Source organism: Bradyrhizobium sp. LCT2 (assembly GCF_009931255.1).
In the GTDB taxonomy this organism is placed as follows: Bacteria; Pseudomonadota; Alphaproteobacteria; order Rhizobiales; family Xanthobacteraceae; genus Bradyrhizobium; species Bradyrhizobium diazoefficiens.
Genome location: NZ_CP034431.1, coordinates 186,043 through 199,054, shown reverse-complemented (window position 1 = coordinate 199,054; position 13,012 = coordinate 186,043). Strand labels below are relative to the sequence as shown.

Here is a 13,012-nt window from a genome sequence, read left to right as displayed (position 1 = left end):
TGACTTGCTTAGCACTGTCAATTGCCCTTTTCAGGTGCTTACTCACTTAACTGAGAACTGAGAACAGCGAACCTACTAATTCTAGCACCTCGGTACAGTGATTGTGGCTCTTTGGAAGTGAGCGGATAGACGCGGCCCTAATCCCGATCGCGGCCACCAGCACGAGATCGTCACCGGGATGCAACCCATCGATTTGGACAACCAGACGAGCACGGACAGATCCGCCGCCATGAAGTCGGCCAGCCGCGCCGACACATTGATCAGCATCAGGTTCATCGCCCAGCGACCGAGCCGTTCCTCATGCGCGGCTGTTTCCAAGCTCAAGATATGACCTCGCATAGCGGCGGATCGCCGCGCTGCTCAAGCGCGAGCGGCGATCCGCCGGCCACGACCCGGTCAACGCCAAGCGCGTCTACCGGCTGATGATGAAGAGCGGCTTGTTGCTGGCCCGGCATACAGGGTGAACCGCCCCGGGTTTGCCGGAGGCCATTTGGTTTAAGTTATGCCACCATGGCGGGTTGTTCCAGCATGGCGTAGTAGCGTTGTTCGGCTTCGGCCGGCGGGATGTTGCAGATGGGCTCCAGGAGCCGTCGGTTGTTGAACCAATCCACCCATTCTAGGGTCGCGAACTCGACGGCCTCGAAGCTGCGCCATGGCCCGCGCCGATGGATCACCTCAGCCTTGTAGAGACCGTTGATGGTTTCGGCGAGAGCGTTGTCATAGGAATCTCCGACGCTGCCGACAGAAGGCTCGACACCAGCTTCAGCCAGGCGCTCGGTGTACTTAATGGATACATATTGGCTGCCCCTGTCGCTGTGGTGCACGAGCCCGCCACGATGGACCGGCCGTCGATCATGCAGTGCCTGCTCCAGCGCATCGAGCACGAAGCCTGCATGCGCCGTGCGCGAGGCTCGCCAGCCCACGATCCTGCGGGCATAGGCGTCGATCACAAAGGCGACGTAGACAAAGCCGGTCCAGGTCGCGACATAGGTGAAGTCGGAGAGCCAGAGAACGTTCGGCCTTGGCGCCTTGAACTGGCGGTTGACGTGATCCAGCGGGCATGGCGCGGCCTTGTCGCTGATCGTAGTCTTGACGGATTTGCCGCGGATGACCCCTTGCAAACCCATGTCACGCATCAGTCGCGACACCGTGCAACGGGCAACATCGAAGCCTTCGCGCTTGAGCTGGCGCCAGACCTTGCGCACGCCGTAGACGGAGAAGTTTTGATCGAAGACGCGCCGCACCTCGATCTTCAGCGCGGCGTCCTGCCTGGCGCGCACCGACAGCTTGGCGGGATCGCGCCGCTTGGTCACATGGGCGTGGTAGGTCGAGGGGGCGATCGGCAAGACCTTGCAGATCGGCTCGACCCCATGCGCCCCACGATGATCGTCGATGAAGGCGATCATGGCTTGAACCGGCGGTCGAGCTCCGCCATCGCAAAATAGGCGCTTGCCTTGCGCAGGATCTCGTTGGCCTGCCGAAGCTCGCGGTTCTCCCGTTCGAGCGCCTTCAGCTTCTCGGCCGTGTCGGTCGGAACGCCGGCCCGCTGCCCGCTACCGACCTCGGCCTTCTTGACCCAGTCATGCAGCGTCTGCGGCGTGCAGCCGATCTTGGCCGCGATTGACGTAACTGCCGCCCAGCGCGACGGGTGCTCGCCGGCGTGATCCAGAACCATCCGAACCGCTCGGGTCCGGACCTCGGGTGAAAACTTGTTCGTCGTCTTGCTCGTCATGGCTCCATCCTCTCAGGAGTTGGAGCCTCCGGCAAACCCGGGGCGGTTCACTACGTCAACTTTCACAGATGATGCGATCGAATCCGCCACGCGGAGTCATAAGATCGTGCTCATAGCGATGGACGATCTGGTCCGATGGCATGCTGAGCCGCCGCATTTCTAACGAACAATGCGGCTGGGCCTCTACGCTGACACCATGAGCGGCTATACTAGTCACCCGAGTTGCGGAGCGCGGATCAAAAACAACCCTGCAGTCTAGCTTCAACATCACCCCCTCGCCGGTCAGGAGTCTCCGAGATAGTCGCAGCGGGGTAGATTGAGTGGTTCGGGTTCTCGCTGAGAACCTCAAAGGCGGCGCTTGGCTGATGAGTTTCTGAATCCGAATCTCTGCACCATTAAAGGCTGCAGTAACCTGGCGGTTCTGAGTTGGTACCGAATGGCCTTAATCACAACAATATCGCCGATCTAGTCAGCTTTAGGTCTTTGGCAGCGAGGGGGCGCCAGATGCAGATCCAAACCGTGGTTGTCAATGGACCTTTGGCGCTGCGAATGCGACGACTCGATGCAGCTCGTGAAGGGGCTACGGGTAGGCAGATCCTGACGTTGCCGCTTCTCGCCGCACGGCTTGCTGGCGGCTTTATCACGCCAGCGTCCGCAGAAATCTTGTATCCGGCCATAAGAGAGGCGCTCGAAGCCGGTGGCTACGAGGACATCGACAAGGTTTCCCAACTGCCAGGGATGCCGGTGGCTGTGCTATCGGCGCTCCGAGACTGGTGGGACATGGAGATCCCGGCTTCTTTTCCCGACAATGCCCGTCTCAGGGATTTCACATTGCTCGAGCGCCGCGTCCGAGGCGCACTGCCGTCCGGAATGCTGTCGCCTCCCGATTTGGTCAAAACAGCCTTGGAGCGAGTTTCCTTCGCACCAAAGTTAGTCGGCGCCATCATCATTCAAGACATCCCCGATATCAAAGCCGTTTGGCGCCCACTCATTCAGGCGCTCTGCGACGTGGTGCCGGTGCGATGGATTGCATCACAACACAGCCGGCGCGCCTGGTTCGCTGGGGAGATCGAAACGCGCTCCCCCGGTGCAGCGTTGCTCGGTTCCGCCGATCTCTGTGCCGATCCGCGAAACGAAGTGAGGGAAGCATTGCGTTGGGCGCGTGGGCTTGTGGCGGGTGGAAAAGCCTCTCCCCACGAGATCGCCATTTCGGCCGCTTCGCCAGCGGCGTGGGACGATGCGTTTCTCGTTCTCTCGCGCGAGGCAGGGCTGGCTGTGCATTTCACGCACGGTATTCCGGCGCTGGCGACCCGTGAAGGGCAGGCCTGTGCGGCCCTGGCGGATATCCTGTTGCGCGGGCTGTCTCAGGAGCGCGTGAGGCTCCTGTTTGCCCGGCTGCCGCGTAGTCTGGCCAAAGAGAGCCTGCCCAGTGACTGGGCCAAAGGCTTGCGGCGGAGCGCTGCGCTGACGAGTCCGGGGCTTTGGCGGCATGCTCTCGAGCAGACACGAGGCGAGCGGGCGAATGGTGAGCTTGCGGAACGTGCAGTATTGCCGATTCTCGAAGACTTGGCCTGCGGAATTGCGTCGGCGGACGTAGTCGGACGCCGTCTTTTGAAGGGGCCGGCACTTACCTTGTGGCGGGATGCTTTGCGCATGGCGCCCCCACAAGCGATCGAACTCTCCTTGCAGGCCCTGCGCGTCGCCGACGGACGCGAGCCGGGGAATTCTATTGCGTGGGGGCCTGCCCGTCATGTGGCGGCGGCCCCGCGCGCGCATGTTCGCCTCATCGGGCTGGATGCGAACGCGTGGCCAAGACGGTCGAGCGAAAATCCATTGCTACCGCAGCACCTTCTTGGGCAGTTGCGACTTCCGTCTGCTGAAGCGGCCGAAGGTGACCAGATGATGCATGACATCATCCTCAGCCAGTCGACCAACTATACGCTGTCACGCGCTTACAGGAGTGCGACGGGATCCCTGCAGGCAGCCAGTACCTTGTGGCCGAAAGAAAGAGAGAGTGTGGTCGGGCGGAGCGCGATACCTGTGCACGCCTTCAGCGAAAGCGATCGACTGTATGCCCGCCCGGCCGACGCCGGCAAAGACCCCCAAGTGCGCGCAAGTCGTGCCTGCTGGCACGCATGGTGGGACGGCGAGCAGCACACTGCCCACGACGGGAGGGTCCGTCCCGACCACCCGCTCGTCGTCGATGCCCTAGCCGAAGTTCAATCCACGACGTCCCTCCATCGACTTCTCTGCGATCCCCTCGGGTTCATCTGGGAATACGCCCTTCACTGGCGCGAGCCGAATCTAGATCCTCAACCGCTCGCGCTCGACCATCGCGCGTTCGGCGAACTCGTTCACGCTCTCATTGGGGGCGTGTTACGGGACGGCACACCACAAAATGTCGACGAGATTGACATCGCCCTGGAACGAGAAGCGGTGCGCCTCACCGAAAGCTGGCCGATCACCAGGGCCGTTCCGCCGGGCCTTCTCTGGCGTCATACTGTGGAGATGGCTCGCGAGCGGGCACTGCGAGGACTCAGGGATGCACTCGGTGAACCGCGCGGCACGAGTTGGACAGAGCTTTCCTTTGGCGAGCCGAGAGATGGGCCTCATCCGTGGGCTACACTCTCGCCTGTCCCAATCGGGCAGACCGGAATTTGCTTCCGAGGGCGGATTGATCGCCTTGACGAAGATGCCGCGCGCGGCGCAGCGGTCATCACTGACTATAAGGTAGGGACGGCGCCTGACCGAAAGAAGCCGGTCGTGTTCGATCGCGGTGCTGAACTCCAGCGCGTCTTCTACGGCCTCGCGGCACAATCCCTTCTTCCTGATGTTCGGAGTGTGAGCTCGCAGCTGACCTACCTGAAGAACGACCCCGCGCGGACGCTGAGCCTTACAGACGAGGAGTTGGCGAAGGCCATTGACCAGGCGGTCGCATTCACGGCGGCCGGCGTTCACCTGCAACGCAAGGGCCAGATCGCACCCGGGCCAGCGCCTGCGTTCTTCGATTCGCTTTCGATTGCCCTACCGGCAGACCTCGAATCCTACCGTCGCGTAAAACGTCGTTTGTTCGCTCAGGTGAACAGCGCGCTAGACAAACTGTGGAGCAGCCCGTGAGTGTGCCTGACCTCGACGCGCGCAGGCGCGCACTCACCGATTTTGAGACCAACATGCTGGTCGAGGCTGCGGCTGGCACTGGCAAGACGTCGTTGATGGCCGCGCGCGTCGCTATGATGATCGCAAGCGGGATTGATCCCTCCAAGATTGCAGCGATCACCTTCACCGAGCCCGCGGCGAGCGAGCTTGAGGCGCGCATACGCTGGACCGTCGAGGAGCTTCGCCATGGACGGCTGCCACCCGCACTCGCTGGGATTCTCTCGCTACCGTTAGGTACAGCCGAGCGCGTGCACTTGGATGAGGCCGCGCCACGCATCGGAGAAATCACTGCCACAACGATCCACGGCTTTTGCCAAGGCATTCTTCGTTCGCACGGGATCGATGCGGGCCTTGACCCTGGCTCGCGTGTCGTCGACGCGACCATTGCCGACGCCCTCTTTGATGAGGTGCTTGAGACCTGGCTGAAGGAGATGCTGGCTGGTGGTGACGAACGGGAAGGTCCAATTGCTACTCTTGCAAAGGACGATCCGTTGGGGGTGGTCGAGCGTGTCCGCGAGCTTGCTATCCTCCGGCGAGAGCATCGCAGCGCGACCGTGCCGGCGCCGGATTTCTCGACGCGTCCGGACCGCACTTTCGCAGACGCCGTCTCTGCATTTTCTCGCTGGCATGCCGCGGGCCCCGGAGAGACGTGGACTGCGGATCTCATTGCCGATCTCGAGCGCCTTTCTGCGTTTTTCGCGGGCGATCACGCCAACGCTGGGTTCTCAGCGTTATGGCGCCTGACCCGGCCGCCGCGCATCAGCATGATGCGGCAGAGAAGTATCGACTTGCTGCCTTATGACAGGATGCGCGCTTGGAAGCAGGGACTCGGCGAGGCGGATGGGCATCGTCGCGCAGAGGAAGCGGCCGAACACTTCGAGAAGATTCGGAAAGCCTACCGAACGCTGATTGGCTGCATCGCACAAAGCCTGGCGCATGAACTGGCTGCACACCTAACCGGGGTAATCGAGGCTTATGACCGGCGCAAGCGCGAGGCGGCCGTCCTCGATTTCGACGACTTGCTACGGCAGGCGCGGGCGCTTGTCTGTGAGAACCCCGAGATTCGCGCTTGGCTCGCCGGTCGTTATGCGTACCTGTTGGTCGATGAATTCCAGGATACCGACCCTGTGCAGGCGGAAATCGTATTCTGCATAGCCGCGCATTCGCAGCCCGCGACTTGGAGCAGCGCAGTCTTGCGCCCCGGGGCGCTGTTCATCGTCGGCGACCCCAAACAGGCGATCTATCGCTTTCGTGGCGCTGACGTAGAGTCTTACGCGCTCGCGAAGTCCGTGATTGCAAAGGCCAAGAACGGCTGCGTGCTCGCTATTACCGCGAATTTCAGATCCCGCCCGGAGGTTATCGCGCACGTCAACCACGTGTTCCAGGACATTCTTGGAAAGGCGGGACAACCGGGTTTCGTACCGCTCGCTCCAACCCTTGCGCTGCCGCCTCTCCCGTTCGCCGCGGCAGCGAAGCTAACAATCGACGTCCCGCGGGACGCAAGCGCCGAGGAACAGCGCGAAGCGGAAGCGGCGGCCGTTGCCGCGCTGTGCGCCCGCCTCGTTGGCGCCCTGAAACTCTGTCGCCCGGATGGGACGGAGCGATACTTGCGCGCAGGCGACATTGCGTTGCTTGCGCCGACACACACCGATCTCTGGCGCTATGAACGGGCCTTAGAAGCACAACGCATCGCGGTGGCCTCCCAGGCAGGTCACGCGTTGTTCCGACGCCAGGAGCTTCAGGACATCCTGGTCCTGGTCCGCGCGCTTGCGGACCCGCTCGACACTCTGGCCTTCGGCGCCCTCATGCGAGGTCCCATTGTCGGGCTGCGCGACGAAGACCTTCTTGATATCACGGCGGCGCTATCTCCCGATCAGGACGGGCGCCGGCGCTTCCAGCTACGAACCGCAGCGGACGAGGTCATTAACCCCCTCGCTAAGGATGTTCTCTTGAAGCTCCAGGCGCTGCATCGCCTTGCCGCCGAACTCACGCCTATGCAGCTCGTCGCCTTCGCGATCGAGCGGCTGAACTTGAGAGTGATCATGGCGGCAAGGCACGGCCAGCGGAACGCGCGCGCTCTCGCGAACCTTGACGCCATCGTCGAACTCGCCAGGCCCTACAACGTTGCCGGGCTGCGCGCCTTTGCACTCGATCTCCAGCGCGGATGGCAGAGCAAGCACCGGCATCCGGAAGGAAGGGTAGACGCGTCCGAGGACTCCGTGGAGATTGTCACCATGCACAGCGCGAAGGGTCTAGAATGGCCCGTCGTTATCACGGTGAATTCGTCGACGCGCTTCAAGCCCCAGGATCAGTTTGTCTATCGGCAATCCGACGATACAATCCACTGGATCGTTGGAGGTATCGAGCCGCCCGCGCTGGCGGCCGCCCGCGAAGAGGAGGAGTTTCGCGAGGCGCGGCAGCGCGAACGGCTTTGGTATGTCGCGACGACGCGAGCCCGTTACCTCTTGGTGATCCCCGATCTGCCCGGCGCTCCCTCACGGTCGTGGTCGAGGGTGATGGATCTGGGGCAAAAGCTACTCTCAGAGATCCGAGCTGACTTGTTGCCTGAGCCCGTCCAGAGCGCTTCGCAGTCCGTCGGCAACAATCAGACCACGACAGTTTTTGCCGCGGAAGGCGAGAGACTGGCCGACGCCTCGCCGCCGATCGTATGGGACCGCCCGAGCGAACGTGATGCGGACCGCGGCGCCGACCTTGTCGATATGTTCGTAGTCGATGCGGCGTCCGACGTGACGGCGCGGATTGTTGGGGCGGGCGCCTTCCGTGGCACAATCCTGCACAAACTCATGGAGGAACTTCTCACAGGTGAGCTTGTATGCCTCATTGACGCGGCCACCCGGCGCGCGGCCGAACTGCTCACTCAGCTGCAATCCACTGACGGGACAGATGCGGAAAGTCCCGATCCCATCGAGATGGCGCAGACGGCGCTGCGCACATTGGCTCTGCCGGAGCTCACACCCTTCCTCGCGCAACTGGTGCCCGAAGTGTCGCTCTGGGCGGCAAACCCGCCGCGTTTTCTTGCGGGTCGTGCAGACGCCGCGGCAATTGAGGGAGAGCGCATTGTGCTCGTCATCGACTGGAAGTCAGACGTAAACCCCGCGGCAGCGGCCCACAGTGCGCATGTGGCCCAGCTGCGCGACTATCTGCGCGTCACAGGCGCCGAGCGAGGCGCAATCGTCTACATGTCCGCAGCGCAAGTGTCCTGGGTAGAGCCTCCGTAGCGCGACTTACCAAGGCGGATTGAGAATGGGCGAGGGTGAGCAAACCAAGACCCGGGACGACCAATGGGTCATCGCGACGTAGACCCGGCGCGGGATCATGGAAGCATGGACGGACTTCATCGCACCTCTTGCCGCGCCGTTGCGACCTAAACGGGTTTGACTTATACACTCGCGCTTGCGTATTGCGCTGGGTATCCGACCAAGCCGCACGGTCGGACCGGAATTTCCGCTCTCTAAAACAAAAGCCGCCGCTACCGGGTTGAGAACGGTGCGACGGCTTTAGGCTGGATACGCTGCCCAAGGGCAAAGTGTTGCCGACTCCCCCTAAAGAAACCGTGAACAATCGCCTTTCTCCGCCGCTTGCAAATATTGGGCAGGTAGTACATTGCCGACAGCTTGAGCGCGAGATGGAAAAGGCATCAGGATGGCCAAAGCGCCGGCTACCACTTCCGGCGTCTCCTCTGCTGGCCCAGCCTGGTGTTTCGGCAAACTTTGGCCAGCCTCTTCGACCCGCCCTTGCCGAAGTCAGGCGCTTCCGACGCACGACTAACAAGGCCGTGGAAATCGGTGGCAAGCGTTCTTTCCACTATTTCATCCTGCCGTACCGAACCCTTGCGCCGGTCGGGACGCTGGGACTTCATACGGAGCGGGATGCATCTGCTGAGTATTGCGCGTTCGATCTGGACGCCAATATCGGTTGATTCACTCAGGCGGCCAAAGTCGTTGTCGGTTGCGGGCAGACGAGGAGATTGACAGAGGTGGCCCATGCGATCCGCGGGGCAGGATAATCTATCTGCCAGAGCGATGAATGAGAGAACGAACTGCTAATTCGAGGGACGCCGACAGCAGCTCCTACAGCTTACATCTTTCGCATGATCCAGCGGTGCTCGGCGCAGGCCCTCATGTTGCCATGTACCGATGCAACTGGTGCTTGAGTCACCTGGAGAGATGATTATGGCAAAGCCCCCTGGAATCGTCCTCACGCCGTTCTTCCGCCCTGGCGATGAAGACGCTGAGGACCAAGAGATGTACGTGGCGGGATTCGTCGATGAGGACGGCGTGGCGTGGGGTACAATCCAATTGGAGGCGGAGATGGTCGAGCAAGCCGTTATGGGACATCGGACATTCGAGGTCTGGTGCGACTCGGACGGCTGCATGCAGCCGCAGCCCGCTATCGAGGAGCCATTTGAATTCGGGGAAGGGCAGTTGAAGAAGACGCCCCTCGACGAACTCGTCGCCAACACTATCGAACTGGACAAGAATGAACCCAATGATGAGATTCTCGACATGTTCGAGACTTTGCATGAACGGCTGCTACGCGCCACGAGCGCAGTCGCTGACGAGATCGCGCGGCGGAGACGATGAATGAAATCTCGGTGCGAGTGTGCGCGGGATGATCAACTCGCGCGGCAGCGACACGCCTCCGCACTCTAGTTGTCCGTGAACAAGCCTCCAAGCACTTGATTGGGAGTCTGTTTTCCGGTTGCGACGGCATTTGAGATTGCAGGGGATTGAGGCTTCACAGCCCAAAACCCTGCAATTTCGATTTTGGATTTCCCTGCCGCTGCGAACCGTGATTCTGTGCTGCATCGGAGGCACCGATGCGACCAAAGAAGCACAGGACGACAGGCTCGAACGATCTGTTCCGGTCCCGGCTGGACCAGATCATCAACATGCGACACGAGCTGGTTCTGCTCGCCGGCAGGGTCGATTGGAACTGGATCGACGGCGAGATCGCGCCGCTCTACAGCGACAACGGCAGGCCGGGTATCGCGACCCGATTCATGATCGGATTGCTGCTGCTCAAGCACATCTACGGCCTGTCCGATGAGGGGGTGTGCGAGCGCTGGGTCCACGATCCGTACTTCCAGTTCTTCACAGGCGAAGAGTTTTTCCAGCACGTTTTCCCGCATGAGCGCTCAGACCTGAGCCACTGGCGCAAGCGGCTCGGCGACAAGCTGGAGCGGTTGTTGGCCGAGAGCCTTCGGGTGGCGCACGCGAGCGGTGCGTTGCGCAGCCAGGACCTCAAGCGGGTCACGGTCGACACGACCGTCCAACCGAAGGCCATCAGCTTTCCGACCGACGCCAAGCTGCTGCATGCAGCGATCCGCGGGTTGAACCGCCTGGCGAGGAAGCACGGGGTCAGGCTCCGGCAATCCTATATTCGCGTGGCCAAAAGCGCGGCAATGATGGCGGGCCGCTACGCTCATGCCAAACAATTCAACCGGCATCAGCGACAGCTGCGCCTTCTGCGCAGCCGGCTGGGCCGGATCATCCGCGACATTCGCCGCAAGACCGAGGGCCAGCCCGCACTGGAGGAGGCATTCGCCCTGCCGCTGAGCCGAGCCACCCAGATCCGCTCGCAGCAGCAGCGCCAGCGCGGCTTCAAGCTGTATTCCTTCCATGCTCCGGAGGTCGAGTGCATCGGCAAGGGCAAGGCCGCCGCGCCCTATGAGTTCGGCGTGAAGGCATCCATCGTCACCAACAACCAAAGAGCTCCCGGCGGCTTGTTCGTGCTCCACGCCTGCGCGCTGCCGGACAACCCCTACGACGGTCACACCCTTCGCGACGTCATCGAGCGCACCGAGAGCCTCACCGGCTGCCCGATCGAACGGGCCTATGTCGACAAGGGATATCGCGGCCACGACACACAAAATCCCCGCCGAGTCTTCATCTCGGGCCAGAAGCGCGGCGTCTTCGGCGTCATCAAGCGCGAGCTACGCCGCCGTTCAGCCATCGAGCCCATCATCGGACACATGAAGAACGAAGGTCACCTTGGCCGCTGCTATCTCAAAGGCCGCGCCGGAGATGCCGCTAACGTTCTCCTCTCGGCCGTTGGCCACAACCTCCGCCGTGTCCTGGCTTGGCTCAGAGACCTTTTGTCCCTCTTCCTGCTCTCACTCTGGCCAACGCTCAACTGTCCAGTTCAGCCCAATTCGGCTTATTAACGATCGACACTCTACGAAGCGCTCAAAACCGAGAAATCACCCGCCTCTACTGTCAAACCAGCATAATTCCGCGTCCGCTCTCAAAAGTCTGCCAGAATGGGCGTTTGCGGAAGCGGAATTCTATAAGGCCAACCTAAATTGATAGGAAAGCAGTCATATACATAGGGAAAGTATGAATGGCTGAGAATAATTACGATGCATTTGCCGCCGCCTATCAAGCAGACAATGAGAACAACGCTTGGAATGCCTATTACGAGCGGCCAGCAATTCTCTCGATGGTTGGCGATGCAAACGGACATCGGGTGCTCGATGCGGGATGCGGTGGTGGAGCGCATGCCGCAGCTCTCCTTGATCGAGGGGCAATACTGACGGGTATCGATTCGAGTGCGGGCTTATTGGAGATCGCGCAACGTCGCCTTGGAGGGCGCGCGCGATTGTTGTTAGCTGACCTCAATGAGGTGTTGCCCTTTGAAGGTGGCGCTTTCGATCTGATCCTAGCTTCGCTTGTCATGCATTATCTGCCCGACTGGTCTCTGCCTCTCTCAGAGTTCAACCGTCTGCTGTCCGACGGCGGCCGTCTGGTGTTCTCCACACACCACCCCTTCATGGATCATCAGTCAGCCGGTCGCGACAATTACTTCGAAACTTATACTTTCAATGAGACGTGGAAGCGCGACGGAAGGGATATCGAAATGCGCTTCTGGCATCGACCACTCCACGCCATGTTTGACGCTCTCAAGTCGACCGGTTTTCAGATCGATCTACTGAGCGAACCGCAACCCGATCCGCGCGCCCAGTCTCTCTTCCCAGATGTATACAATAGCCTGAGAACCAAACCACGATTCATCTTTTTCTCAGCCGTGAAATTGTGAACCCGGTACGATTGGTCAAGATACAGTGATTCCCCGCAGCTCAAAGCTGGGCGAGATGATCAGCCACCCTGACCGGCTCGGGCAGAACCTTGCGGGCGACGAGCCAGTCGGCGGCCTTTTGCAGCGCGCTGACGAACTGCTCGTCATCGACCGCGAAATAGCGATACTGGCGCTTCAGCGCGATGAACTGGTCGCGGAGCTCATCGCTGTACTTGCCGGCCTTCTGCGCGATGTACTCGGCGTCCTTGGCGTTCTCCGAGGCCCATTTCCCTTCGGCGCGGAACGCATCGTTCACAGCCCGCACCAGCGCGGGATTGTCCGTCGCGACTTTGCGGGTGGTCAGGTAGGAGGTGTAGTCAATCTGGAATTCGAGATCGCGGCCTTCCAGGAAGATGTCGTGCGCCTTGTATTCGAGCCGGGCGATGTCGACGCCGGGGCTCCACATCGACCAGGCGTCGACCTTGCCTGAGGCGAGTGCCGGCGCGGCGTCCGGCGGATTGAGATAGACGAACTTCACCGCGGCGCGGTCGACCTTGTGCTTCTCCAGCGCGGCGACCAGCAGGAATTCGCCGAGGCCGGAGCGGTTGACTGCGACTGACTTGCCGACGAGATCCTCGATCCTGTCGATGCCGGTGCCGTCCTTGGCGATGATCGCCGTGGTGCGGGGCTCATAGACCACGAACTGCGTGAACACCAATGGTGAGCCGGCGATGATGGCGGCGAGAGCCGGCGTGGTGCTGCCGCCGAAGCTGAAGTCGGCGCTGCCGCCGGTGACCGCCTGCAATGTCGGGGCATGGTTCGGGAAGGGGCCGAGCCATTCGACCTTGATTCCGTCCTTGGCCAGCACTTTCTCGAACTCGCCGCGCTCCTTGGCGATCAGATTGAGGCCGCCAAGGCCCCACGTCAGGCGGACCGTGTCGGTGGTGCGCCCGGCCGCGGCCTGCGCAAATTCGCTGATATTCACCCCGGCGAGCGCGCCAATGCCGAAGGCTGCGGAGCCGAGGAAGCTGCGCCGGGATGGTTTGGCGATTGGGTAGTCGGACATATTGGCCTTCCGGATAACCT

At 61.4% G+C, this 13,012-nt stretch carries 9 protein-coding genes, 1 pseudogene and 1 other annotated feature; of the genes and pseudogenes, 7 read left to right on the top strand and 3 right to left on the bottom strand.

What is annotated here, in order from left to right; genetic code table 11:
• Positions 1-139 precede the first annotated feature (139 nt).
• Together EI171_RS00780 and EI171_RS00775 are read right to left on the bottom strand one after the other, a co-directional pair.
• Positions 140-327, bottom strand: a pseudogene (locus EI171_RS00780) (IS256 family transposase); the annotation flags it as partial.
• 173 nt (positions 328-500) lie between these two features.
• Positions 501-1,732, bottom strand: a protein-coding gene (locus tag EI171_RS00775) for an IS3 family transposase (protein WP_246740227.1) whose coding sequence is annotated in 2 segments (ribosomal slippage) — positions 501-1,441 and positions 1,441-1,732 — 1,233 coding nt in all. Because the reading frame shifts where the segments join, the coding sequence is not laid out codon by codon here.
• Positions 1,332-1,448 (bottom strand) — a sequence feature (AL1L pseudoknot). (Overlaps the previous gene by 117 nt.)
• On the opposite strand from EI171_RS00775, the gene EI171_RS00770 reads away from it, so the two are divergent.
• The 7 genes from EI171_RS00770 to EI171_RS00740 all read left to right on the top strand — a co-directional run bounded on the left by EI171_RS00770 (position 1,731) and on the right by EI171_RS00740 (position 11,947).
• Positions 1,731-1,895, top strand: coding sequence for a restriction endonuclease (locus tag EI171_RS00770; protein ID WP_246740248.1), 165 nt, complete (start codon positions 1,731-1,733; stop codon positions 1,893-1,895). The two genes, EI171_RS00775 and EI171_RS00770, sit on opposite strands and share 2 nt — an antisense overlap.
• Before the next feature lie 341 nt (positions 1,896-2,236).
• The gene (locus EI171_RS00765) at positions 2,237-4,849 is read left to right on the top strand and encodes a PD-(D/E)XK nuclease family protein (RefSeq protein ID WP_161532318.1); all 2,613 of its coding nucleotides are present in this window, start codon (positions 2,237-2,239) and stop codon (positions 4,847-4,849) included.
• A complete protein-coding gene (locus EI171_RS00760) occupies positions 4,846-8,127 on the top strand; it encodes an exodeoxyribonuclease V subunit beta (RefSeq protein ID WP_246740226.1) in 3,282 nt (1,093 codons plus the stop codon). The genes EI171_RS00765 and EI171_RS00760 overlap by 4 nt, the downstream gene beginning before the upstream one ends.
• 335 nt (positions 8,128-8,462) lie before the next feature.
• Entirely contained in the window at positions 8,463-8,828 is a 366-nt protein-coding gene (locus EI171_RS00755; RefSeq protein ID WP_161532317.1) for a hypothetical protein, read from the top strand.
• A 253-nt stretch (positions 8,829-9,081) separates the two neighbouring features.
• Positions 9,082-9,492 (top strand): hypothetical protein, encoded by a 411-nt coding sequence (locus tag EI171_RS00750; RefSeq protein WP_161532316.1) that lies wholly within the window; start codon positions 9,082-9,084, stop codon positions 9,490-9,492.
• 236 nt (positions 9,493-9,728) lie between these two features.
• Positions 9,729-11,075 carry an IS5 family transposase gene (locus EI171_RS00745; protein ID WP_161532315.1) on the top strand — a complete coding sequence of 449 codons (1,347 nt, stop codon included), beginning with the start codon at positions 9,729-9,731 and terminating at the stop codon, positions 11,073-11,075.
• A gap of 176 nt (positions 11,076-11,251) precedes the next feature.
• Positions 11,252-11,947 carry a class I SAM-dependent methyltransferase gene (locus EI171_RS00740; RefSeq protein WP_161532314.1) on the top strand — a complete coding sequence of 232 codons (696 nt, stop codon included), beginning with the start codon at positions 11,252-11,254 and terminating at the stop codon, positions 11,945-11,947.
• Positions 11,948-11,987: 40 nt separating this feature from the next.
• Here the strand turns inward: EI171_RS00740 and EI171_RS00735 are convergent, their stop codons facing one another.
• Positions 11,988-12,992 (bottom strand): NrtA/SsuA/CpmA family ABC transporter substrate-binding protein, encoded by a 1,005-nt coding sequence (locus EI171_RS00735; RefSeq protein ID WP_161532313.1) that lies wholly within the window; start codon positions 12,990-12,992, stop codon positions 11,988-11,990.
• Positions 12,993-13,012: the final 20 nt, after the last annotated feature.